The organism is Pandoraea eparura, assembly GCF_902459725.1.
Taxonomy (GTDB): Bacteria; Pseudomonadota; Gammaproteobacteria; order Burkholderiales; family Burkholderiaceae; genus Pandoraea; species Pandoraea eparura.
In genome coordinates this window covers 180997-204371 of sequence record NZ_CABPSH010000002.1, presented here as the reverse complement: position 1 = coordinate 204371, position 23375 = coordinate 180997, and the positions used below count along the sequence as shown (strand labels likewise).

General features: G+C 64.8%; 20 protein-coding genes. 19 read left to right on the top strand and 1 reads right to left on the bottom strand.

Translation table 11 applies throughout. From position 1 onward, the window contains the following. Positions 1-4: 4 nt before the first annotated feature. The 17 genes from PEP31012_RS05040 (at position 5) to PEP31012_RS04960 (ending at position 19571) form a co-directional block, all read left to right on the top strand. A complete protein-coding gene (locus PEP31012_RS05040; protein ID WP_150588257.1) occupies positions 5-418 on the top strand; it encodes a gamma-butyrobetaine hydroxylase family protein in 414 nt (137 codons plus the stop codon). 62 nt (positions 419-480) lie between these two features. Then, complete coding sequence (gene ubiE / locus PEP31012_RS05035) at positions 481-1215, top strand: bifunctional demethylmenaquinone methyltransferase/2-methoxy-6-polyprenyl-1,4-benzoquinol methylase UbiE (RefSeq protein ID WP_150588256.1); 735 nt, start codon at positions 481-483, stop codon at positions 1213-1215. 217 nt (positions 1216-1432) lie between these two features. Further along, positions 1433-2419: a Tim44 domain-containing protein gene (locus PEP31012_RS05030; RefSeq protein ID WP_150588255.1), complete on the top strand. Its 987-nt coding sequence runs from the start codon at positions 1433-1435 to the stop codon at positions 2417-2419. 145 nt (positions 2420-2564) lie between these two features. Further along, on the top strand, positions 2565-3200 hold the full coding sequence (locus tag PEP31012_RS05025; RefSeq protein ID WP_174978123.1) for a ubiquinone biosynthesis accessory factor UbiJ: 636 nt from the start codon (positions 2565-2567) through the stop codon (positions 3198-3200). 3 nt (positions 3201-3203) lie between these two features. Next, a complete protein-coding gene (ubiB, locus tag PEP31012_RS05020; RefSeq protein ID WP_150588253.1) occupies positions 3204-4769 on the top strand; it encodes a ubiquinone biosynthesis regulatory protein kinase UbiB in 1566 nt (521 codons plus the stop codon). A 107-nt stretch (positions 4770-4876) separates the two neighbouring features. Continuing rightward, on the top strand, positions 4877-5491 hold the full coding sequence (locus PEP31012_RS05015; RefSeq protein WP_246171187.1) for a methyltransferase domain-containing protein: 615 nt from the start codon (positions 4877-4879) through the stop codon (positions 5489-5491). A 379-nt stretch (positions 5492-5870) separates the two neighbouring features. Further along, complete coding sequence (locus PEP31012_RS05010; RefSeq protein WP_150588251.1) at positions 5871-7316, top strand: high affinity choline transporter 1; 1446 nt, start codon at positions 5871-5873, stop codon at positions 7314-7316. Positions 7317-7474: 158 nt separating this feature from the next. Continuing rightward, positions 7475-7816, top strand: a complete 342-nt coding sequence (locus PEP31012_RS05005; protein ID WP_150588250.1) for an FmdB family zinc ribbon protein — start codon at positions 7475-7477, stop codon at positions 7814-7816. Between the two features lie 108 nt (positions 7817-7924). Further along, positions 7925-8569 (top strand): DUF502 domain-containing protein, encoded by a 645-nt coding sequence (locus PEP31012_RS05000; RefSeq protein ID WP_150588249.1) that lies wholly within the window; start codon positions 7925-7927, stop codon positions 8567-8569. 47 nt (positions 8570-8616) lie between these two features. Continuing rightward, the gene (gene aspS, locus PEP31012_RS04995) at positions 8617-10419 is read left to right on the top strand and encodes an aspartate--tRNA ligase (RefSeq protein WP_150588248.1); all 1803 of its coding nucleotides are present in this window, start codon (positions 8617-8619) and stop codon (positions 10417-10419) included. Positions 10420-10637: 218 nt separating this feature from the next. Beyond that, a complete protein-coding gene (gene nudB / locus PEP31012_RS04990; RefSeq protein WP_150588247.1) occupies positions 10638-11102 on the top strand; it encodes a dihydroneopterin triphosphate diphosphatase in 465 nt (154 codons plus the stop codon). A gap of 18 nt (positions 11103-11120) precedes the next feature. Continuing rightward, on the top strand, positions 11121-12278 hold the full coding sequence (clsB, locus tag PEP31012_RS04985) for a cardiolipin synthase ClsB (RefSeq protein WP_150588246.1): 1158 nt from the start codon (positions 11121-11123) through the stop codon (positions 12276-12278). Positions 12279-12489: 211 nt separating this feature from the next. Beyond that, positions 12490-13083 (top strand): TetR/AcrR family transcriptional regulator, encoded by a 594-nt coding sequence (locus PEP31012_RS04980; protein ID WP_150588245.1) that lies wholly within the window; start codon positions 12490-12492, stop codon positions 13081-13083. Between the two features lie 48 nt (positions 13084-13131). After that, the gene (locus tag PEP31012_RS04975; RefSeq protein ID WP_150588244.1) at positions 13132-14919 is read left to right on the top strand and encodes an acyl-CoA dehydrogenase C-terminal domain-containing protein; all 1788 of its coding nucleotides are present in this window, start codon (positions 13132-13134) and stop codon (positions 14917-14919) included. A gap of 17 nt (positions 14920-14936) precedes the next feature. After that, positions 14937-17381, top strand: a complete 2445-nt coding sequence (locus PEP31012_RS04970; RefSeq protein ID WP_150588243.1) for a 3-hydroxyacyl-CoA dehydrogenase/enoyl-CoA hydratase family protein — start codon at positions 14937-14939, stop codon at positions 17379-17381. Between the two features lie 17 nt (positions 17382-17398). Continuing rightward, complete coding sequence (locus tag PEP31012_RS04965) at positions 17399-18598, top strand: acetyl-CoA C-acyltransferase (protein WP_150588242.1); 1200 nt, start codon at positions 17399-17401, stop codon at positions 18596-18598. 196 nt (positions 18599-18794) lie between these two features. Further along, the gene (locus tag PEP31012_RS04960; RefSeq protein ID WP_150588241.1) at positions 18795-19571 is read left to right on the top strand and encodes an enoyl-CoA hydratase; all 777 of its coding nucleotides are present in this window, start codon (positions 18795-18797) and stop codon (positions 19569-19571) included. A gap of 98 nt (positions 19572-19669) precedes the next feature. Here PEP31012_RS04960 and PEP31012_RS04955 read toward each other — a convergent pair whose 3' ends face one another. Then, positions 19670-20089, bottom strand: a complete 420-nt coding sequence (locus tag PEP31012_RS04955; RefSeq protein WP_150588240.1) for an acyl-CoA thioesterase — start codon at positions 20087-20089, stop codon at positions 19670-19672. Between the two features lie 214 nt (positions 20090-20303). Here PEP31012_RS04955 and PEP31012_RS04950 point away from each other — a divergent pair, with 214 nt between their 5' ends. Next, positions 20304-22208 carry an ABCB family ABC transporter ATP-binding protein/permease gene (locus PEP31012_RS04950; RefSeq protein ID WP_150588239.1) on the top strand — a complete coding sequence of 635 codons (1905 nt, stop codon included), beginning with the start codon at positions 20304-20306 and terminating at the stop codon, positions 22206-22208. Positions 22209-22374: 166 nt separating this feature from the next. Then, positions 22375-23334: a LysR family transcriptional regulator gene (locus tag PEP31012_RS04945; RefSeq protein WP_150588238.1), complete on the top strand. Its 960-nt coding sequence runs from the start codon at positions 22375-22377 to the stop codon at positions 23332-23334. Positions 23335-23375 lie beyond the last annotated feature (41 nt).

Here is a 23375-nt window from a genome sequence, read left to right as displayed (position 1 = left end):
GACCATGGCTGGGCTGGAGAAAGACACGCCGATTCCCGTTTCCTTGACGCTGCATCGCACATCGAAGGTGCTGGAACTGGGCTACGAGGACGGCACACACTACCGCCTGCCGTTCGAATTCCTGCGCGTGCTTTCGCCGTCGGCGGAAGTGCGCGGCCACGGCCCGGGGCAGGAGACGCTGCAGACCGGCAAGCGCGACGTCGATCTGAATGGCCTGGAGCCGATCGGCAATTACGCCGTGCGCCCAGTGTTTTCGGACGGACACGACACCGGCATCTATTCGTGGGATTACCTCTACGAGCTGTGCGTGCGTCAGGACGCCCTGTGGCAGCAATACCTGGACAAGCTCGCGGCAGCGGGGGTCGATCGCGACACGCCGATGTCGTCGCCGGCGGCGGGTGGCTGTCACCACCATTGAGGCCCCGGCGGGGCACACACGTGCGCGTGTGGCGCCCGCTTACATGAATTTGGGAGATTGCAATGGGCCAACAGACCCACTTCGGTTATGAAACCGTCGACGAGAAGGAAAAGGCCGGCAAGGTGGCCGAGGTGTTCCATTCGGTCGCGAGCAAGTACGACATCATGAACGACCTGATGTCGGGCGGGCTGCACCGGATCTGGAAGGCCTTCACGATCGGACGCGCCGCCGTGCGCCCCGGCTTCAAGGTGCTCGACATCGCGGGCGGCACGGGCGACCTCTCGAAGGCGTTCGCGCGTGCGGCCGGCCCGACCGGCGAAGTCTGGCTCACCGACATCAACGAATCGATGCTGCGCGTGGGGCGCGATCGCCTGCTCGACGCAGGCATCGTCACGCCGACCCTGCTGTGCGACGCCGAAAAACTGCCGTTCCCGTCGAACTATTTCGATGTGGTCACCGTGGCGTTCGGTCTGCGCAACATGACGCACAAGGACGCCGCGCTCGCCGAAATGCGTCGCGTGATCAAGCCGGGCGGCAAGGTCATGGTGCTGGAGTTCTCGAAAGTCTGGCAGCCGCTGGAGAAGGCGTACGACACCTATTCGTTCAAGGTGCTGCCGTGGCTCGGTTCGCGCATCGCGGGCGACGCCGACAGCTACCGCTATCTGGCCGAGTCGATTCGTATGCACCCGGACCAGGAAACGCTCAAGACCCTGATGGAGCAGGCCGGTCTCGAGCGCGTGGAGTACCACAACATGACCGCAGGCGTGGTTGCGCTGCATATCGGACGCAAGTTCTGAGTTCGCGCTCACTTACCTGACGCACCCCAACGCCCCAGACCGCGGAAAAAAGCCGCGCCGGGGCGTTTCTCTAGTTTCTCTAAGAACAAGCTAATTTTGCTGTGGCAGAATCGGCCGTCGCCTCATCTGGTTTCAGTACGTAAAAAAGTGCTGAACCATTCCGGTTGACACCTGTCAGTAGACAGCAACCTATAAACTCCACGGAGAGACCAGAGCGATGTTCCAGTTCCTGAAAAACAAGCTGTTGTTGGGCGTGGTGGCCGGCGTAGTGGCGGTCGGCATGACGATCGCGGACGCCGATGCCAAGCGCGTTGGCGGCGGCCGGAGCATCGGCAAGCAGTCCAGCACCGTGACGCAGCGCCAGCAGGCGCCGCAACAACCGTCGCAGGCCACCCCGGGCGCCGCTCCGCAGCAGGCCGCCCCGGCGGCCGCGGGTGCCGGTGCCGCCGGCGCGGCCGCCGCCAAGCCGGCCAACCGCTGGCTCGGCCCGATCGCCGGTCTGGCGGCCGGTCTCGGCATTGCGGCACTGCTCTCGCACTTCGGCCTGGGCGGCGCGTTCGCCAGCATGATGGCCAATGTCATCGTGATTGCGCTGATCGCGTTTGCCGTGATGTGGCTCATCCGTCGCTTGCGCGGCAATAAGTCGCAGTCCCAGACGCCGGCCTATGCAGGGGCGGGCAACGACGCCTCGAACAACACGCTGCGTCAGTCGTGGGACAGCCAGCCGCAACCGCCGTCGCAATCGTCGCAACCGTCGTCGCCGGCGCCGTCGACTACCGCACCGGCCATCGGGGCCGCTGCTGGTGCCGCCGCCGCTGCGCCGTTCGGTGTGCCGGCCGGTTTCGATGTCGACGGTTTCCTGCGCAGCGCCAAGGTGTACTTCAACCGTCTGCAAGCCGCCTGGGACAAGGGCGATCAGGCCGACATCAACGAGTTCACCACGCCGCAGATGTTCGCGGAAATCAAGATGGACCTCGAAGAGCGCGGCAAGTCGGCCAACCGCACGGACGTCGTGCAACTGAATGCGGAACTGCTCGGCATCGAGGAATCGGCCGTCGAGTATGTGGCAAGCGTTCGTTTCTCGGGCCTGATCCGCGAAGCCGAGGGTGCCGCAGCTGAACCGTTCAACGAGGTGTGGAACCTGACCAAGCCGGTGACCGGCAGCGGTGGCTGGGTGCTCGCCGGGATTCAGCAGCTGAGCTAAGCGCCCGACGTTTTTGCCGTAACCTGCCTTACAATGAGAGCCCGCGTCTAGAGCGCGGGCTCTTTTGTTTTTGCCGTCCGCCGATCGTTGCCGGGCGGCGTCTTTCGGTGCGACCGGCGCTCCTCGCCGGCCGGCCGCCAAGCTCATGACCGTAGCCGCCAAAGCCTTTGCCGCCACCGTGAACCACTTGCTCGCCCGAGAACCGTGGGCGCGCGACCGTCTGCGCCATCACATCGGTGCGTCTGCCCGGCTGGCGATGTCGGCCATCGACCTGCGTCTGCGCGTGGGCGACGACGGTTACCTGGCCGCCGCCGATGCCGACCTGCCTTGCGACGTCAGCATCTCGGTGCCGCCGGCCGCGCTGGCCGATTTCGCGGGCGGCGGTCAGGCCGCCGTCATGCGGCACGTCAAGATCGAGGGCGATGCTGAATTTGCCAATACGGTTTCGTATCTCGCCCAGCACCTGCGCTGGGAGGTGGCCGAAGACCTGAGCAAGGTGATCGGCGACGCGGCGGCACATCGGGTGACCGAGACCGGCAAGGCGGCCGTTGCCACGGCGCGCCGCACGGGCGGCACGCTGGCGCGCTCGCTCGCCGATTACCTCGTGGAAGAGAACCCGCTGCTGGTCGGGCGCGGGCGGCTCGACGCGATGCGCACCGGCATCGGCACGCTTCGCGACGATCTCGCGCGGCTGGAGAAACGCCTCGAAAAGCTCGAACGCCGCACGGGCGGGGGCGGCGGCGCGCCGGCCTCGACCGCCCACCCCCACGGAGGCCGCTGACCGATGCGCCTCCTGCGTTTGATCAAGATCTTCTTCGTCTGCTATCGATACGGGCTCGACGAGCTGGTGCTCTCGAGCATTCCCCATCCTCTCGCACGCGCTCTGATGCGCGTGCTGTCGTTCGGGCGCAGCGGGCTCAAAGCCCCACGTGGAGAGCGCTTGCGCCTCGCGCTCGAATCGCTCGGGCCGATTTTCGTGAAGTTCGGGCAGGTGCTTTCGACGCGTCGCGACCTGATGCCGCCCGATATCGCCCAGGAACTGGCGCGTCTTCAGGATCAGGTACCGCCGTTCGATCCAGACGTCGCCCGTGCGAGCATCGAGAAGTCGCTGGGGCATCCGCTCGAAGATGTTTTTGTGGAATTCGAGCGCACGCCGGTCGCGAGCGCCTCGATCGCGCAGGTGCACTTCGCCCGCGTTCGCGATGGCGAGCACGCCGGCAAGGAAGTCGCGGTCAAGGTGCTGCGCCCGAACATGCTCAGCGTAATCGACAGCGATCTGGCGCTCATGCGGGATCTCGCCGGTTGGGTCGAGCGGTTGTGGCCGGACGGAAAGCGGTTGAAGCCGCGCGAGGTGGTCGCCGAGTTCGACAAGTATCTGCACGACGAACTCGATCTGATGCGCGAGGCCGCCAACGCCGCGCAGCTTCGTCGCAACTTCATCGACTCGGGCATGCTGATGGTGCCCGAAATCTATTGGGAATTCAGCTCCAGCGCGGTCCTGGTGATGGAGCGCATGCGTGGGGTGCCGATCAGCCAGATCGAGGTGCTGCGCGAGGCGGGTGTCGACCTCAAGAAGCTCGCGCGCGAGGGCGTCGAGATCTTCTTCACCCAGTTCCTGCGCGACGGCTTCTTTCACGCCGACATGCATCCGGGCAATATCCTGGTCAGCCTCGACCCCGCGACGTTCGGCCGCTACATCGCGCTCGACTGCGGCATCGTGGGCGCGCTGTCCGAATTCGACAAGAACTACCTCGCGCAGAACTTCCTCGCGTTCTTCCGTCGCGATTACCACCGGGTCGCCTCGCTGCACCTGGAGTCGGGCTGGGTGCCGGCGGATACGCGTGTCGAAGAACTCGAAGGGGCGATTCGCGCCGTCTGCGAGCCTTACTTCGACCGGCCGCTCAAGGAAATCTCGCTCGGGCTGGTGCTCATGCGCCTGTTCCAGACGTCGCGCCGCTTCAACGTCGAGATTCAGCCGCAGCTCGTGCTGCTGCAAAAGACGCTGCTCAATATCGAAGGCCTCGGCCGTCAGCTCGACCCCGATCTGGATTTGTGGAAGACCGCCAAGCCGTTCCTCGAACGATGGATGGCCGAGCAGATCGGCCCGCGCGGCTGGCTCGAGCGTCTCAAGGCCGAAATTCCGCAGTGGAGCAAGACGATGCCGCAACTGCCGCGGCTCATCCATCAGGCGCTTGCCGCGCACGCGCGTCCTCAGGACGACGCCGTGCTGCTCGCGTTACTGCAGGAGCAACGCCGCACCAATCGGCTGCTCACGGGCGCGTTCTGTCTGGTGGGCGGTGTCGCCATCGGCGTGTTGACCGCGTTCATCTGGCTCTACGGCGGATTCTGAAAATAGAGGAGCCCACGGTGCCTATCGTCCGACCGTCTCACGTCACATTCGCCGCCCCGCGCGAGGATGACCGCCCGGAGGCGGGCGGTGTACCGACGGCGCCAACGGTGCCAACGGTGCCAACGGTGCCAACGTTCTCCCATCGCGATCCGTCGCGCGCGGAATTCTGGGACGAGCGCTTTGCGAGCGCCTTCATGCCCTGGGACGCGGCCGGGGTGCCCAAGGCGCTGCGAGACTTCGTGGCGGGCGAGGGCGCCCCACGCGCTACGCTGATCCCGGGCTGCGGCTCGGCATACGAGGCCGCCTGGCTCGACGCACAGGGCTGGCCGGTGCGGGCCATCGACTTCTCGCCAACGGCGGTCGCTGCGGCCAAGGCACGGCTCGGTCCCCAGGCTGCGCTCGTCGAACAGGCCGATTTTTTCACCTACGCGCCGCCGTTCGCGCTCGAGGTGGTGTACGAGCGGGCGTTTCTCTGCGCCTTGCCCCGCACGCTCTGGCAGGACTACGCACGCCGGATGGCGCAGCTGCTGCCGCACGGCGCGCGTCTGGCTGGACTCTTCTTCCTCAAGGAAACGCCCAAGGGCCCGCCGTTCGGTGTCGCGCCGGACGCCCTCAACGCGTTGCTCGGTCAGGACTTCGTCTGCGAGGCGGATCGGCTGGTCGACGACTCGGTGCCGGTCTTCGCCGGGGCCGAACACTGGATGGTCTGGCGTCGGCGCTGAGCGTCGGATGCTCGATTCGACGTGTCGACGGTGACTGCGCGCTGGCACCATCAGCGCGCAACGTCACCTCAGACGATAGGCAATTCCCGATATTTGCCGTCATCGAACAAGACCGGCGTGATTTTTCCTCCCCGCGTGGCGCTTGCGCCGCTATAATCGGCCGAAATTTTTTCGCCAGGTGGCACAGCGGGCAGACAAAAGCGCTTCATCGCATCGGCCCCGTCATGCACGACCTGATTTCTTGTTGCCCGGAAGGCTGCGGCCCAAGGCGCGGCATCGTTCGCTTGTGCAGCGTCGCGGCTCTGGGTGGCCGGGGCCCGCGCAACACCGACGTCGCCACGCCCTGACTGCCGCCCCGGGGATTGGCGGGGGCCGCGTTATGCTGATCTGGTTTGTCATTCTGTATTGGGTCATTTCGGTGGCCATCGGGCTGTTGGCCGCCCTCAAGGTCCGCAACACCAAGGATTTCACCGTCGCCGGCCGTCGCCTGCCCTACGGGATGGTCATCGCCGTGGTGTTTGCCACCTGGTTCGGCTCGGAAGCGGTGCTCGGCATTCCCGCCACCTTCCTCGGCGAGGGGTTGCGCGGAGTCGTCTCGGATCCGTTCGGGTCGTCGATGTGCCTGGTGCTCGTTGGCATGTTCTTCGCCCGCAAGCTGTATCGCATGAACCTCATGACGATCGGCGACTTCTACAAGCTCAAGTACAACCGTACGGTCGAAGTGGTGACGAGTATCGCCATCGTGATCTCGTACCTCGGCTGGGTCGGCGCGCAGATCAAGGCGCTGGGTCTCGTGTTTCACGCGGTGTCCGGCGGCGCGATGTCCGAGCCCATGGGCATGGTCATCGGCGCGGTCTCGGTGCTGGCGTACACGCTGCTCGGCGGCATGATCTCGGTGGCCGTCACCGACTTCATCCAGATGATCATCATCGTCGTGGGGCTTGTGTACATTGCCGTGCAAGTCTCGGGCATGGTGCCGGGCGGCGCGAGCGCGGTGATCGCGCACGCGGCGGACGCCGGCAAGTTCGTGTTCCTTCCGGCGCTGAATCCCGCCGAAGTGCTGGCGTTCATCGCCGCGGGCATCACCATGATGTTCGGCTCGATTCCGCAGCAGGACGTGTTCCAGCGCGTGATGTCGTCCAAGTCGGAAAATGTGGCGGTCGCCGGATCGGTCACGGGCGGCGTGCTGTACTTCTTCTTCACGTTCATCCCGATCTTTTTGGCCTACTCGGCGCTGCTGATCGCCCCGTCGATGGTGCAGAAGTACATCGGTACCGATCCGCAACAGATTTTGCCGCAGTTGGTGCTCACTAGTGTTCCGGTCGTCGCGCAGGTGATGTTCTTCGGTGCGCTCCTCTCGGCCATCAAGAGCTGTGCATCGGCCACGCTGCTGGCGCCGTCGGTGACCTTCGCCGAGAACATCGTCCGCCCGATGCTGCGTGGCCGGATCGACGACAAGCACTTGCTGCGCCTGATGCGTATCGTCGTGCTGTGCTTCACGGCGCTGGTGCTGGTGTATGCGCTGAACTCCACCGCGTCGATCTTCCACATGGTCGAGAGCGCGTACAAGGTCACGCTGGTGTGCTGCTTCGTGCCGCTGGCGTTCGGTCTGTACTGGAAGCGTTCGAGTTCGCTCGGCGGCACGCTCGCCGTGCTCTTCGGCCTGGGCGTCTGGATGGGTTGCGAATGGCTGGCACCCGAGGCCGTGGTGCCGGCGCAGTTGGCGGGCCTGGCCGCCTCGATCGCCGGCATGGTGGTCGGCTCGCTGCTCCAACCCAACGCAGAGCGCACGCCGTCGTCCGAGCCACGGGTGTCGACGGTCTGACGGTCCGGGCCGGAAAGCCTTCCGCTACGTGGATTACGGTCACGGGCTACCTTGATCTTGGGGCGTTGCAGCCCCATATCTCGCTGGACAAATCCCGAAAGCCTTGTGAAGCGGTTATAATTCAAGGCTTTGCGCGCCTTTTTCCGTCGGAAAGTACCATGCCTATCTATGCCTATCGTTGCGAAACATGCGGTTTCGCCAAGGATGTGCTGCAAAAAATGAGCGATGATCCGCTCTCCCAGTGCCCAGAATGCGGCAAGGACTCGTTTCGCAAGCAGGTCACCGCGGCCGGGTTCCAGCTCAAGGGCTCGGGGTGGTATGTGACCGATTTCCGTGGCGGTTCGGGCGGCACGAGCGCTCCGGCCTCGGGCGCGTCGTCGGGCGCGCCGGCGGCAGCGTCGGGCGAGAGCGCGTCGTCGTCCTCGGCGGCCTCGTCGTCCGGCGGCGAGTCGTCGAGCGCGCCGGCGGCAAGCTGTGGCGGCGGTTGCGCCTGCCACTGAGATAGAGAGACCGGTGTGCGTGCGGGCGCGACATGACCGATGCGCCAACGCCGACACACCGATACGCCCGCTGACACCCCGTAGCCGCCCACATTCGCGAGCCCTGCCATGCGCGTCAAAAAACCCGCGTTGAAGACGATTTTCCTCACCGGCCTGCTGGTGCTGGTGCCGCTCGCCATCACGCTCTGGGTGCTCGGCCTGATCATCGGCACGATGGACCAGACCCTGTTGCTGCTGCCCGACGACTGGCAGCCGTCACACCTCATCGGCATGCGCGTGCCGGGTTTCGGCGTGGTGGTGACGCTGGCGTTCGTGTTCGTCGTCGGTCTTCTGGCGCATAATTTCATCGGCCAGAAGCTGGTCGGCTGGTGGGAAGCCATCCTGACGCGCATTCCCATCGTCGGACCGCTGTACGGTAGCGTCAAGCAGGTCTCCGACACCTTGCTTTCCAGCAACGGCAACGCGTTTCGCAAGGCGTTGCTCGTGCGGTATCCGCACGCGGACTCCTGGACCATCGCTTTCCTGACCGGCGCGCCGGGTGGCGACGTGGTCAATCACTTGCAGGGCGAGTACGTGAGCGTCTATGTTCCGACGACGCCGAACCCGACGTCGGGATTCTTCCTGATGATGCGGACGAGCGACGTGATCGAACTCGACATGACGGTCGATGCCGCCCTCAAGTACATCGTATCGATGGGCGTGGTGGCGCCCGCCCACAACCCGCGCCAGCAACGTCCCGGCCCGCTCCTCTGAGCCACCGGGAATCGCCGGCGCCATTTTTTGAAAATCGGAACAGCAAAATGTCCATGCGTACCTCCTACTGCGGTCTGGTGACCGAGCAACAACTGGGCCAAACGGTCAAGCTGTGTGGCTGGGTCAATCGCCGCCGTGATCACGGCGGGGTCATCTTCATCGACCTGCGCGATCGCGAAGGTCTGGTGCAGGTCGTGTGCGATCCGGACCGAGCGGAGATGTTCAAGGCCGCCGAAGGCCTGCGCAATGAGTTCTGCGTGCAGATCACGGGCCTGGTGCGCAGCCGTCCGGCGGGCACCGAGAACGCCAACCTGACGAGCGGCAAGATCGAAGTGCTGTGCCACGCCCTCGAAGTGCTCAACCCGTCGGTTACGCCCCCGTTCCAGCTCGACGACGAAAACCTGTCGGAAACCACGCGCCTCACGCATCGCGTGCTGGATCTGCGTCGTCCGCAGATGCAATACAACCTGCGCCTGCGCTACAAGGTGGCGATGGAAGTGCGCAAGTATCTGGACGCGCAAGGCTTCATCGACATCGAAACCCCGATGCTCACGAAGAGCACCCCGGAAGGCGCGCGCGACTATCTCGTGCCGTCGCGTGTGAACGCCGGCATGTTCTTCGCGCTGCCGCAGTCGCCGCAGCTCTTCAAGCAGCTCCTGATGGTGGCCGGCTTCGATCGCTACTACCAGATCACCAAGTGCTTCCGCGACGAAGACCTGCGTGCCGACCGTCAGCCGGAATTCACGCAGATCGACTGCGAAACCTCGTTCCTCTCGGAGCAGGAAATCCGCGATCTGTTCGAGAACATGATTCGTCACGTGTTCAAGGAAGCCATCGACGTCGAACTCGACGCCAAGGTGCCGGTCATGGAGTACGCGGAAGCGATGCGTCGCTTCGGCTCCGACAAGCCCGATCTGCGTGTGAAGCTCGAATTCACCGAGCTGACCGACGTGATGGGCGACGTGGACTTCAAGGTGTTCTCGGTGCCGGCCACGACCGAAGGCGGCCGCGTGGTCGCGTTGCGCGTGCCGGGTGGCGCGGAGATCTCGCGAAGCGAAATCGACGCCTACACCGATTTCGTGAAGATCTACGGCGCGAAGGGTCTGGCGTGGATCAAGGTCAACGAAGTTGCCAAGGGTCGCGACGGTCTGCAAAGCCCGATCGTGAAGAACCTGCACGACGCCGCTGTCGCCTCGATTCTCGAGCGCACCGGTGCGCAGGACGGCGACATCATCTTCTTCGGCGCGGACAAGGCCAAGGTCGTCAACGACGGTATCGGCGCGCTGCGCCTGAAGATCGGTCACTCGGAATTCGGCAAGAGCCACGGCCTGTTCGAAGCCGGCTGGCGCCCGCTGTGGGTCGTCGACTTCCCGATGTTCGAGTACGACGAAGAAGACGCCCGCTGGGTCGCGTGTCATCACCCGTTCACGAGCCCGAAGGACGAGCACATCGACTACCTCGAGACCGATCCGGGCAAGTGCCTCGCCAAGGCCTACGACATGGTGCTCAACGGCTGGGAAATCGGCGGCGGTTCGGTCCGTATCTTCCAGGAAGACGTGCAGAGCAAGGTGTTCCGCGCGCTCAATCTCGGCGAGGAAGAAGCCCGTGCGAAGTTCGGCTTCCTGCTCGACGCGCTCCAGTACGGCGCGCCGCCGCACGGTGGTATCGCGTTCGGTCTGGACCGCGTCATTACGATGATGGCCGGTGCCGATTCGATCCGCGACGTGATCGCGTTCCCGAAAACGCAACGTGCGCAGGATCTGCTCACGCAGGCGCCGTCGTCGGTCGACGAGCGTCAACTGCGCGATCTGCATATCCGCCTGCGCCAGCCGGAAGCGCCGAAGATCTGACGTGGCCGACGGGGCCGATCAGCGGTCCCGCTCGCACGATGCCAGCCCCCTCTGCCGTCAGGCGAGGGGGTTTTCGCTTTTTGGGGGCGATGCGCGGGGCCGGAGCAAGGCCGGCAGTGGACGGCAGTTCGCCTCGCGCGCACCGCAACGCGCGGCGTTTGCCCTATACAATGCATCATCGGTGCCGGTCGTCGGTGCTGTTATCGAATGCCGCCTGCATGAAGCCCTTCAAGATTCCCGAATCCGTGCTCGTCGTGATCTATACGCCGGCACTCGACGTCCTGCTCATCGAGCGCGCCGATGCCGAGAACTTCTGGCAGTCGGTCACCGGCAGCAAGGACCGGCTCGACGAGCCGCTGGTCGAGACGGCCGTGCGCGAAGTCTTCGAGGAGACCGGCATTCGCGTGGCGAACGGCTCGCCCGTGCCCGCCGCGGCCCTGAGCGATTGGCAGCACGAAATTCAGTACAACATCTATCCGCGCTGGGCGCATCGCTATGCGCCGGGCGTCACGCGCAATACGGAACACTGGTTCGGCTTGTGCGTGCCGGAGAACACCGCCGTGACGCTCTCGCCACGCGAGCACGTCGCCTACGCGTGGCTGCCGTGGGAAGCAGCCGCTGCGCGCTGTTTCTCTCCCTCGAACGGCGATGCCATCCGGCAACTGCCGTTGCGCGTGCGCTAGCCGCGGCACCGCGCGCCGATGAGCAAATACCTGCCGTTCTCCCGCGATAACGATTTGACGCTGCTTTATCTCGGTCAGCGCTATTTCACCGCGCTGGTCGCCGCGATCGACCGCGCCACGCGCGAAGTGGTACTGGAGACCTATATTTTCGAGGCGGACGCCGCCGGGCAGCAGGTCGCCGATGCGCTGAACCGCGCCGCACTGCGCGGTGTTGCGGTCCGTGTCATCCTCGACGGCATCGGCACAAGCCGCCGCCTGCCATTTCTTGCCGACTGGCGCGAGAGCGGGGTGATGCATCGCATCTACAATCCGCGGTTGTTCGGCAAGTTCGGGTTCTCGCGCACGCACCGCAAGCTGGCCGTCATCGATCATGCGGTCGCGTTCGTCGGCGGCATCAACATCATCGACGACGACAATGCCGGTGGCGGCGCGCGCATGGACGATCCGCGCTGGGACTTTGCGGTGCAATGCTGCGGACCCGTCGTCGCCGAGATCTCCATCGCGTTTCACATTCAGTGGCTGCGCCTCGCGCCGGGTTATCTGGGCACGCCGTTTCGTCATCGGCGCCGCGGGCAACGGGGGCGCATGCATGCGCCTTACGCCGGTCAGGCGGCCTTCGTCGCGCGCGATAACCTGCACAATCGCCGCTCGGTCGAGAAGGCGTATCTGATGGCGCTGGGCCGCGCGCGCCACGAGGTCTGGCTGGCGAACCCCTACTTCGTGCCCGGCCGACGTCTGCGGCGCGCGCTGACGCAGGCGGCCAAGCGTGGCGTGGCGGTGCATCTGCTGATCGGGCGCAACGAATTCCGCCTGCTCGATACGGCTGTGCCCTGGCTTTACGCCAAGTTGCTCGACGCGGGCGTGCGCATCGGCGAGTACGACGTGCGCCAACTGCATGGCAAGGTAGCCGTCGTCGACGATGTGTGGGCGACGGTCGGCTCCTCCAACCTGGACGCCCTGTCCCTGTTCCTGAATCACGAAGCCAACGTGGTGGTGCTTGACGACCCGTTGGTCATCGAACTGCGCGACCATATCCGCCAGGCCTTCGCCGAGGCCCGCCTCATCGACCCTGCCCGATACGGCGAACGCTCGCGCTGGCGTCGCTTTCGGCAATGGGCGGCGTACCGTCTCTACCGCCTCGTGATGCGTCTGCTCACGCGCGGCAAATACGACTGATTTTCGGCCGGACGTCGACCGATTTTCCTGCCGCTCAACGCGCGTGGGGCCTTGCGCCGACGCCGCCGAAGCCCGCCCGCTCGACGATACCGATTAGGTATTCCGATCTAATAAATTCCTTGTTCGCCCCAGGGTGTCCCTCAATAATAGGACGGCCGTTCGATTTTTTGGTTAGCATCGGAGAACGGATAACCAAAGCGATGCCAAACACATGCGAAAGGGTGAACAGACACGAGCCGCAATCCTGAATGCCGCGCTGGAACTCGCGGGGCGCGATGGACTCGAGGGGCTGACGATCGGCTTGCTGGCCGACCGTATGCAGATGAGCAAGAGCGGTGTCTTCGCGCACTTCGGTTCGCGAGAGGACTTGCAGATTGAAGTGCTGCGCGAATATCACCGGCGTTTCGAGGAAGAGGTGTTTGCGCCCGGCATGGAAGCGCCGCGCGGCTTGCCGCGACTCAGGGCGCTGGTGGATCGCTGGATGGACAAGCGCATTCGCGAGGTGACGACGGGCTGCATCTATATCAGCGGTGCCGTCGAGTACGACGATCGCGCGGCCAGCCCGGTGCGCGAGGCCTTGGTGAAGAGCGTGCGGTTGTGGCGATCGGCCCTGCTGCGCGCGATCACGCAAGCGAAGGAGGAGGGGCATCTGCGCTCGGACACCGATCCGCGCCTGATGCTCTTTGAAATGTACAGCCTGACGCTCGGATTGCATCACGACGCGCGGTTCCTTCGGGAGCCGGGGGCGGTCGAGATGACCCGGGTGGCATTGGAAAAACTGATTTCGTCTTATCAGCGCGGGTGAGGCGCGAGCCGTCCGCGATTCAATTCGATTTGTTCGGAGGAGTAGGTCATGGGACAGTACAACGCGCCGCTGCGCGACATGCAATTCGTTCTGCACGAACTGCTGGGCGTGGAAGACGAATTGAAGGCATTGCCGAAACACGCGGACATCGACGCCGACACCATCAACCAGGTGCTCGAAGAAGCCGGCAAGTTCTGTAGTGAAGTCGTCTTCCCGCTGAACCAGGTGGGCGATCGCGAAGGCTGCAAGTACGAAGGCGATGGTGTCGTCACGACGCCGACCGGTTTCAAGCAGGCGTACCAGCAATACGTCGAGGCCGGCTGGCCCTCGCTGGCGTGCGATCCGGCGTTCGGCGGCCAGGGGCTGCCGCAGGTCGTCAACAACGCCCTGTACGAAATGCTCAACTCGGCCAACCAGGCCTGGACGATGTATCCCGGCCTGTCGCATGGTGCTTACGAATGCCTGCATGCCCACGGCACGCCCGAGCTGCAAGCCACCTATCTGCCGAAGATCGTGTCGGGCGAATGGACCGGCACGATGTGCCTGACCGAGCCGCATTGCGGTACCGACCTGGGCATGTTGCGCACGAAGGCCGAGCCGAATGGCGACGGCTCGTACGCGATCTCCGGCACCAAGATCTTCATCTCCGCGGGCGAGCACGACATGGCCGCCAACATCGTTCACCTGGTGCTGGCCCGACTGCCGGATGCCCCGCCGGGAACGAAGGGCATCTCGCTGTTCGTCGTGCCGAAGTTTATCCCCGACGCGAATGGCGCGCCGGGCGAGCGCAACGGCATCAAGTGCGGGTCCATCGAGCACAAGATGGGCATTCACGGCAATGCCACCTGCGTGATGAACCTCGACGGCGCGCGCGGCTGGCTCGTCGGCGAACCGAACAAGGGTCTGAACGCCATGTTCGTGATGATGAACGCCGCGCGTCAGGGCGTGGGCATGCAGGGCATGGGCCTGACGGAAGTCGCCTACCAGAACTCGCTGGTGTACGCGAAGGAGCGCATTCAGATGCGCTCGCTCACCGGCCCGAAAGCGCCGGACAAGCCGGCCGATCCGATCATCGTGCATCCGGATGTGCGCCGCATGCTGCTCACGCAAAAGGCCTATGTGGAAGGCGGTCGTGCGTTCTCGTACTGGACCGCGCTGCACATCGACAAGGAACTGTCGCATGGTGACGAAGCCGAGCGCCGCGAGGCGGCGGATCTGGTTGCGCTACTCACGCCGATCATCAAGGCCTTCCTGACCGACAACGCCTTCGAGTGCACCAACCACGCGATGCAGATCTACGGCGGTCACGGCTATATCGCCGAGTGGGGCATGGAGCAGTATGTGCGCGACGCACGCATCAACATGATCTACGAGGGCACGAACTCGATTCAGGCGCTCGACCTGCTGGGCCGCAAGGTGCTCGGCGACATGGGGGCGAAGCTCAAGAAGTTCGGCAAGCTCGTGCAGGACTTCGTCGAGGCCGAAGGCACGAACGAAGCCATGCAGGAGTTCGTCAATCCGCTCGCGGACATTGGTGACAAGGTGCAGAAGCTGACGATGGAAATCGGCATGAAGGCCATGGCCAATCCCGACGAAGTGGGCGCTGCCTCGGTGCCGTATCAACGCGTGGTCGGCCATCTCGTGTTCGCTTACTTCTGGGCACGCATGGCGCGCATTGCGCTTGACAAGCAAGGCAGCGGCGACAAGTTCTACGAATCGAAGCTCGCCACGGCGCGTTTCTATTTTGCCAAGTTGCTGCCGGAGACCGCGTCGCAAATCCGCATGGCCCGTGCCGGTGCGAAGACGCTGATGGAAGTCGACGTCGACCTGTTCTGAGAGCGGAGGAGATCACTGTGAGCCAAACCAATAAACCCCTGGTCGTACGCAAGGTCGCTGTGCTCGGCGCCGGCGTGATGGGTGCGCAGATCGCTGCCCACCTCGTCAACGCGAAAGTGCCCGTCGTGCTGTTCGATCTGCCGGCCAAGGAAGGCCCGAAGAACGGCATCGTCATGCGTGCCGTCGATGGCCTGAAGAAGCTGAGCCCCGCGCCGTTCGCCGACAAGGCCGACGCGCAATACATCGAGGCGGCGAACTACGAGGACGACCTCGAGAAGCTCGCCGGCTGCGACGTGGTGATCGAGGCGATCGCCGAGCGCATGGACTGGAAGCACGACCTGTACAAGAAGGTCTCGCCGCATCTGGCCAAGCACGCGATCTTCGCGTCGAACACGTCGGGTCTGTCGATCACCGAACTCTCGGAAGGCTTCGACGCCGACCTCAAGTCGCGCTTCTGCGGCGTGCACTTCTTCAACCCGCCGCGCTACATGCATCTGGTCGAGCTGATTCCGACCGCGACCACCGCGCCGGCCATCCTCGATCAGCTCGAAACGTTCCTCACCTCCACGCTCGGCAAGGGCGTGGTGCGCGCGAAGGACACGCCGAACTTCATCGCCAACCGGGTAGGGGTGTTCTCGATTCTGGCGGTGTTCGCCGAAGCGCAAAAGTACGGTATTCCGTTCGATGTCGTCGACGACCTGACCGGCAGCAAGCTGGGCCGCGCCAAGTCGGCCACGTTCCGCACGGCCGACGTGGTTGGCCTGGACACGATGGCGCACGTCATCAAGACGATGCAGGACGGCCTCAAGGACGACCCGTTCGCGTCGACCTACGCCACGCCGCCGGTGCTGAAAGCCCTCGTCGAGAAGGGCGCACTGGGACAGAAGACGGGCGCGGGTTTCTACAAGAAGGAAGGCAAGGTCATCAAGGTGCTCGACCCGCAGTCGGGCGAGTACGTCGAGTCGGGCAAGAAGGCCGATGAGATGGTCGTGCGCATTCTGAAGAAGGCCCCGGCCGAACGTCTGCGTCTGCTGCGCGAATCGACCAACCCGCAGGCTCAGTTCCTGTGGGCCGTGTTCCGTGACGTGTTCCACTACATCGGCGTGTATCTCGAACAGATCGCCGACAACGCGCGTGAAGTCGACTTCGCGATTCGCTGGGGCTTCGGCTGGAGCACCGGTCCGTTCGAGGACTGGCAGGCCGCAGGCTGGAAGGACATCGCCCAGTGGGTGCAGGAAGATATCGATGCGGGCCACGCGCTGTCGAACGCGCCGCTGCCTGCGTGGGTGACGAGCGGCAAGGTCGCCGAGGCCGGCGGTGTGCATACCGCGGAAGGCTCGTACGCGCCGGCCAAGGATGCGTTCGCGCCGCGCAGCACGCTGCCGGTGTATCAGCGTCAGGTCTTCCCGGCCTCGCTCGTGGGCGACGCCAGCGCCGACCCGCGCAAGTTCGGCAAGACCATTGAAGAGAACGACGCCGTGCGCCTGTGGGTCGACGAAACCCCAGGGCAGGACGATGTGCTTATCGTCTCGTTCAAGTCGAAGATGAACACCATCGGGCCGGCCGTGATCGACGGTCTGACCCGCGCGATCGATCTGGCCGAGCAGCAATATCGCGGTGTGGTTGTGTGGCAGCCGACGTCGCTCAAACTCGGCGCGCCGGGCGGCCCGTTCTCTGCCGGCGCCGATCTGGAAGCCGCCATGCCGGCCTTCATGATGGGCGGCGCGAAGGGGATCGAACCCTTCATCAAGAAATTCCAGGACGGCATGATGCGCGTGAAGTACGCGCAGGTGCCGGTTGTCTCGGCGGTCTCCGGCATTGCGCTGGGCGGCGGGTGCGAACTGCTGCTGCATAGCGCCAAGCGTGTGGCGGCGCTCGAGAGCTACATCGGTCTCGTGGAAGTCGGCGTGGGTCTCGTGCCGGGCGGCGGCGGTCTGAAGGAAGCCGCGATCCGTGCGGCCGACGCGGCGAACGCGGCGGGGAGTGTGCAGTATCTCCAGTTCGTCACCAAGTCGTTCACCAACGCGGCAATGGCGAAGGTCTCGGCCTCGGCACTCGACGCCCGCGACATGGGCTATCTGAAGCCGACGGACACCGTCGTGTACAACGTGCATGAACTGCTGTCGGTCGCCCGCAACGAAGCGCGTGCGCTGGCCATTGCCGGCTATCGTCCGCCGCTCAAGCCGGCCGGCATTCCTGTGGCCGGTCGCTCGGGGATCTCGACCATCAAGGCGTCGCTCGTGAACATGCGCGACGGTAACTTCATCTCGGCGCACGACTTCCTGATCGCCTCGCGCATCGCCGAAGCCGTATGCGGCGGCGACGTCGAAGCGGGCAGCCTCGTGAACGAAGAATGGCTGCTGGCGCTCGAGCGTCGCGCCTTCATCGAATTGCTGGGCACGTCGAAGACCCAGGAACGCATCATGGGCATGCTGCAAACCGGCAAGCCGGTGCGTAACTAAGCCGATCGGAGACTGACATGAGCAAACAACTGCAAGACGCCTACATCGTTGCCGCCACGCGCGCGCCGATCGGCAAGGCACCCAAGGGCAGCTACAAGAACACGCGTCCGGACGATCTGCTCGCGACGATCCTCAAGAGCGCGCTCGCGCAGGTGCCGGATCTCGATCCGAAGGTGATCGAAGACGCCATCATCGGCTGCGCCATTCCCGAAGCCCAGCAGGGCCTGAACGTGGCGCGTATCGGCGCGCTGCTCTCGGGTCTGCCGAACACAGTGGGCGGGGTGACCGTCAACCGCTTCTGCGCCTCGGGCCTCACGGCGCTCGCGATGGCCGCCGACCGCATTCGTGTGGGCGAAGCCGACGCGATGATCGCCGGGGGCATCGAGAGCATGAGCATGGTGCCGATGATGGGCAACACGCCGTCACTCTCGCCGTCGATCTTCGAGCGCGACGAGAACGTGGGCATCGCCTACGGCATGGGGCTGACCGCCGAGAAGGTGGCGCAGCAGTGGGGCGTGACGCGCGACGCGCAGGACGCCTTCGCGCTGGCCTCGCACCAGAAGGCGATCCAGGCGCAACAGGCCGGCGAGTTCACGAACGAGATCACGCCGATCGAGATCGTCGAGCGCTTCCCGAATCTGGCCACCGGCGAAGTGTCGATCAAGACGCGCACGCTCTCGCTTGACGAAGGTCCCCGGCCGGATACATCGATCGAAGGGCTGGGCAAGCTGCGTCCGGTGTTCGCGAACAAGGGGTCGGTCACGGCCGGCAACAGTTCGCAGACGTCGGACGGCGCCGGTGCGCTGCTCGTCGTGAGCGAGAAGATTCTCAAGCAGTTCAATCTCACGCCGCTTGCCCGCTTCGTGTCGTTCGCCGTGCGCGGCGTGCCGCCCGAGATCATGGGCATCGGTCCCAAGGAAGCGATTCCGGCGGCACTGCGCGCGGCGGGCCTGACGCAGCAGGACATGGACTGGATCGAACTGAACGAGGCGTTCGCCGCGCAGGCCCTCGCCGTCATCAAGGATCTGGACCTCGATACCCGCAAGGTCAACCCGATGGGCGGCGCCATTGCCCTGGGCCATCCGCTGGGTGCGACCGGCGCGATCCGCGCCGCGACCGTGGTGCACGCGCTGCGCCGTCACAACCTGAAGTACGGCATGGTGACGATGTGCGTGGGCACCGGCATGGGCGCGGCGGGGATTCTCGAGCGCATGTAAGCGGGCGCGTCGTCTGCGCGCCTGTCGGCCACGGACGTCTTTCCGGCCGACAGACGGTGGGAGGCAGAAGGCAGACGGCAGCCCATGGCGCCGGGTGTGAAGGCGCGAACGCGCTGACGCCCCCGGCGCTGTCATTTACGGCGGGGCAGTGATCCGGCGTCGTCAGACGCCGGGCAATCCCGAGGAGACACACGAGATGGAAGACGTGGAAGACGTATTGGTGCGGCGCCAGGGTGCGGTGCAGGTGCTGACCTTCAATCGCGCGCACAAGAAGAATGCGATTACCGCTGCAATGTATCAGGCGATGGCCGATGGCATTGCCGAGGCGGAGGCCGATCCGTCGTTGCGCGTGATCCTGATTCAGGGGCAGCCGGAGGCTTTTTCGGCGGGCAACGATCTCGAAGACTTCCTGAAGCACCCACCGAAGGACGGCGACGCCCCGGTATTCCAGTTTCTGCGCGCGATCAGCCAGGCGACCAAGCCCATTGTTGCGGCCGTGGCGGGCAACGCGGTGGGCGTGGGCACGACGCTGCTGCTGCATTGCGATGTGGTGTACGCCACGCAAACGGCACGCTTTTCCTTGCCGTTCGCGCAACTGGGGTTGTGCCCGGAAGCGGCGTCGAGCTGGCTGCTGCCGCGCGTGGCGGGCTACCAGCGTGCCGCCGAGAAGCTGCTCTTCGGCGAGCCGTTCGATGTGCAAGAGGCGGTGGCGATGGGCTTCGTCAACCGCGTTGTACCGGCGGACGAACTGGCCGACTACGCCGCCAAGCGCGCCGCGCAACTGGCGGCCATGCCGGCCGGTTCGCTGCGAGCGACCAAGCAACTGATGAAGGGCGACAGCGCGCACGACGTGCAGACGCGTATTCAAGACGAGGCGCTGGAGTTCGGCAAACGGCTCGTGTCGCCTGAAGCGCGCGAGGCGTTCACGGCGTTCTTCGAGAAGCGCAAGCCGGATTTCAGTCAGTTCTCGTAACGCGCGGCGTCGCCGGGGAGACTCGGCGGCACAGCAGGCGCATCAACGCCGCACGCCTCGTTCTGCGAGACGGCGGCGTTTTTTTCATTGGCGGACGCTCAGCTTGCCGTGTCGAGCTTGGGCAGCGGGCGCGGACGGCGATCTTCGTCGGTCGCCACGTACGTGACCATGGCCTCGGTCACCTTGACGATTTCGTGCGACAGGCGCATGCGTTGCGCATACGCCTCGACGTAGACGGTGATCGACGTGTTGCCGGTCTTGACGATCGTGGCGTAGAAGCTCAGCAAGTCGCCGACGAACACCGGCTCCTTGAAGAGGAACGAGTTGACGGCGATGGTCGCCACGCGGCCGTTGGCGCGCTGCGCGGCGGGGATGGAGCCGGCAATGTCGACCTGCGACATGATCCAGCCGCCGAACACGTCGCCGTGGGCGTTGGCGTCGGCGGGCATCGGCAGCACGCGCAACGCCAGTTCTTTTTCGTCGGGCAGGGCCGTGAGGGCGGGGGTCGAGGGACTCATGAGGATCCTTGCGTGAGCCGGAAAGACTGCAAAAGCCGGAAACCTCGGGAAAGACGGGGGGGCGGCAGGCCGTCGCCGGTCGTTCCGAGGTTTTCCACGGGGCGCAGAGCCGCCCGGCGTCGGCTCAGCATGAGACGCCGGGTTCTGCGAAAATACGCCATCGACGATTTTAGCGGAAAGCCCTCGAACGAGCCGGACGCCGCCCCTCCCCATCATGAGACGTTATGCTTCGGCCGAGCCTGCACCGGCGGCCTCCGACGCCGCTCGGCCCCCACGCGGCGACTGGCAAGTCATCAAATCGCTGCTGCCGTACCTGCTCGAATTCCGCGGACGCGTCACGCTGGCCCTGTCGTGCCTCGTCATGGCGAAGGTCGCCAACCTCGGCGTGCCCATCATCATGAAGCACATCGTCGATGGGCTCGGCCCCGTGGCAACGCTCTCGGCCACGGCGCGCGCGTCGGGCGATGCGAGCCTGATCGTGGTCGGCGGACTCGGTCTGCTGGTCGTGGCTTACGGGCTGGTGCGCCTGTCCACGTCGCTCTTTACCGAGTTGCGTGAAATCCTGTTCTCGAAGGTGACCGAGAGTGCCGTGCGGCAAATCGCGCTCAAGGTGTTTCGCCACCTGCACGCGTTGTCACTGCGCTTTCACCTGGAGCGTCAGACCGGCGGCATGAGTCGCGACATCGAGCGCGGCACGCGAGGCATCCAGTCGATGATCTCGTATTCGCTCTACAGCATTCTGCCCACGCTCATCGAAGTGGCGCTCGTGCTCGGCTTCTTCGTGGTGCGCTACGACGCGTTCTACGCCATCGTCACGCTCGTGGCGCTCTCGTTCTACATCGTGTTCACGGTGAAGGTCACGGAGTGGCGCACGCACTTCCGTCGCACGATGAACGAACTCGATTCGAAAGCCAATGCGCGTGCCATCGATTCGCTCATCAACTACGAGACGGTGAAGTATTTCGGCAACGAGGCGTTCGAGACGCAGCGTTACGACGAGAACCTCAAACGTTATCGCGCCGCCGCGATTCGGTCGCAGAACTCGCTCTCGGTGCTGAATTTCGGGCAACAGGCGATCATTGCGACCGGGCTCATCCTGATTCTCTGGCATGCCACCCAAGGTGTGATGAGTGGACGCATGACGCTCGGCGACCTGGTGCTCGTCAACACGTTCATGCTGCAGCTCTACATTCCGCTGAATTTCCTCGGCGTGATCTATCGCGAACTCAAGCAGGCGATGACCGACATGGATCGGATGTTCACGCTGCTCGACGTCAATCGAGAAGTGGCCGATCCGCCGGGCGCGAAGCCGCTTGTCTGTCACGGCGGCACCGTGCGGTTCGATCATGTGAATTTCGGCTACGAGGCATCGCGACAGATTCTGCACGAGGTCGATTTCACGGTCGCGGCGGGCACGACCACCGCCGTCGTCGGCCACAGCGGCTCGGGCAAATCGACGCTCTCGCGACTGCTGTTCCGATTTTACGACGTCGGCTTCCCCGGCGCGGCTGCGGGACGAATTACCATCGACGGGCAGGACATTCGCGACGTCACGCAGGACTCGCTGCGCGCGGCCATCGGCATCGTGCCGCAGGACACGGTGCTGTTCAATGACACGATCTACTACAACATCGCTTACGGCAATCCGTCGGCGTCACGCGAGCAGGTCATCGCCGCGGCGCGTGCGGCCCATATCCACGACTTCATTGAGAGCCTGCCGGCCGGGTACGAGTCGATGGTCGGCGAGCGCGGGCTCAAGCTCTCCGGCGGCGAGAAGCAGCGCGTGGCGATTGCGCGCACCATCCTCAAGAATCCGCACATTCTGATTTTCGACGAGGCGACCTCGGCGCTGGACTCGCGCTCCGAGCAGGCGATTCAGTCGGAGTTGCGCAATATCGCGCGCGAGCGCACGACGCTCGTCATCGCCCACCGTCTCTCGACGATCGTGCACGCCGCGCAGATCATCGTGCTCGACAAGGGCCGTATCGTGGAGCGCGGCACGCATGACGACCTGCTGCGTGCCGAAGGACTTTACGCGCAGATGTGGGCGTTGCAGCAGCAGCGTCGCGGCGGGGAGGGGGATGCCGAGGCGTCGCACTTCGCCACGGTCGTGTCCTGAGCGCTGGCGCGGTGCAGGCAGCGGGCAGTGGGCAGCAGGCAGCAGGCAGCAGGCAGCAGGCAGCAGGCAGGGCGATTGCATGAATAGGCGACGGGGCGCGGGCCTGTCCTACCGACCGGCGATTGAGTAGACTAGCGCGCTGACATCGCCGACGCGGGAGTGCCGCATGGAAATCAAATGGCTCGAGGACTTCGTGTCGCTCGCCAAGACGAACAGTTTCAGCCGGTCGGCCGAGTTGCGGCATGTGACACAGCCGGCCTTCTCGCGCCGCATCCAGTCGCTCGAAGCGTGGCTCGGCAGCGAACTGATCGACCGCTCAAGCTACCCGACACGCCTGACCGCGGCCGGCGAAGTGTTCTACGAGCAGGCGCTGGCGCTGCTCTCGCAGGCGCAGGAAGCGCGCGCCTTGCTGCGCGAACAGCGCTCGGCCGACCACTCGGTGCTCGATTTCGCGGTGCCCCATACGCTGTCGATGACGTTTTTCCCGCGTTGGCTCAAGGCGCTGGAGAAGCGTCTGGGCCTGTTGCGCAGCCGTCTGCGTGCGCTCAACGTGCACGATGCGGCCATGTCGTTGACCGACGGCGGCTGCGATCTGCTGATGTGCTACTACCACCCGAGCCAGCCCTTGCAACTCGATGCTGCGCGTTACGAGATGATCGTGCTCGGCAGTGAGCGGTTCAGCCCTTACAGTGCCCCGACCCCGCAAAAGCGCGCCCGCTTCAAACTGCCCGGCACGCCCGACGCGCCGGTGCCCTATCTGGCCTATACGGCGAATGCCTATCTCGGTCGGATGGCTGATCTGCTCATGGGGGGCGCGCCGAGTCCCCCGCATCTGGACAAGGTGTATGAGACGGACATGGCCGAAGCCCTCAAGGCGATGGTGCTCGCGGGGCATGGCGTGGCGTTTCTGCCGGAAAGCGCCGTAGTCGATTCGGTCGCGCGCGGCGAGCTGGTCGATCTCGCGCCTTCGGGGGGCAAGGCCGTGGCCCCGTGGCATCTGGACATGGAGATTCGCCTGTATCGCGATCGACTGGCCTATACCGACGCCAGCAACCGCCGTGAGCTGACCAAACGCGATGCGGTCGAGGCGTTTTGGCAGGCCGTGCGCGATCAACTCAAGGGCTGAGCGGCGTTCGGGCCGATTCAGGGAGATTCGGATTGTGCGAA

Excerpts from the sequence above, each read along its gene's own strand:
- PEP31012_RS05040 (WP_150588257.1), top strand. The coding sequence starts at position 5 with ATGGCTGGGCTGGAGAAAGACACGCCGATTCCCGTTTCCTTGACGCTG.
- ubiE (WP_150588256.1), top strand. The coding sequence starts at position 481 with ATGGGCCAACAGACCCACTTCGGTTATGAAACCGTCGACGAGAAGGAA.
- PEP31012_RS05030 (WP_150588255.1), top strand. The coding sequence starts at position 1,433 with ATGTTCCAGTTCCTGAAAAACAAGCTGTTGTTGGGCGTGGTGGCCGGC.
- PEP31012_RS05025 (WP_174978123.1), top strand. The coding sequence starts at position 2,565 with ATGACCGTAGCCGCCAAAGCCTTTGCCGCCACCGTGAACCACTTGCTC.
- ubiB (WP_150588253.1), top strand. The coding sequence starts at position 3,204 with ATGCGCCTCCTGCGTTTGATCAAGATCTTCTTCGTCTGCTATCGATAC.
- PEP31012_RS05010 (WP_150588251.1), top strand. The coding sequence starts at position 5,871 with ATGCTGATCTGGTTTGTCATTCTGTATTGGGTCATTTCGGTGGCCATC.
- PEP31012_RS05005 (WP_150588250.1), top strand. The coding sequence starts at position 7,475 with ATGCCTATCTATGCCTATCGTTGCGAAACATGCGGTTTCGCCAAGGAT.
- PEP31012_RS05000 (WP_150588249.1), top strand. The coding sequence starts at position 7,925 with ATGCGCGTCAAAAAACCCGCGTTGAAGACGATTTTCCTCACCGGCCTG.
- aspS (WP_150588248.1), top strand. The coding sequence starts at position 8,617 with ATGTCCATGCGTACCTCCTACTGCGGTCTGGTGACCGAGCAACAACTG.
- nudB (WP_150588247.1), top strand. The coding sequence starts at position 10,638 with ATGAAGCCCTTCAAGATTCCCGAATCCGTGCTCGTCGTGATCTATACG.
- clsB (WP_150588246.1), top strand. The coding sequence starts at position 11,121 with ATGAGCAAATACCTGCCGTTCTCCCGCGATAACGATTTGACGCTGCTT.
- PEP31012_RS04980 (WP_150588245.1), top strand. The coding sequence starts at position 12,490 with ATGCGAAAGGGTGAACAGACACGAGCCGCAATCCTGAATGCCGCGCTG.
- PEP31012_RS04975 (WP_150588244.1), top strand. The coding sequence starts at position 13,132 with ATGGGACAGTACAACGCGCCGCTGCGCGACATGCAATTCGTTCTGCAC.
- PEP31012_RS04965 (WP_150588242.1), top strand. The coding sequence starts at position 17,399 with ATGAGCAAACAACTGCAAGACGCCTACATCGTTGCCGCCACGCGCGCG.
- PEP31012_RS04960 (WP_150588241.1), top strand. The coding sequence starts at position 18,795 with ATGGAAGACGTGGAAGACGTATTGGTGCGGCGCCAGGGTGCGGTGCAG.
- PEP31012_RS04955 (WP_150588240.1), bottom strand. The coding sequence starts at position 20,089 with ATGAGTCCCTCGACCCCCGCCCTCACGGCCCTGCCCGACGAAAAAGAA.
- PEP31012_RS04950 (WP_150588239.1), top strand. The coding sequence starts at position 20,304 with ATGAGACGTTATGCTTCGGCCGAGCCTGCACCGGCGGCCTCCGACGCC.
- PEP31012_RS04945 (WP_150588238.1), top strand. The coding sequence starts at position 22,375 with ATGGAAATCAAATGGCTCGAGGACTTCGTGTCGCTCGCCAAGACGAAC.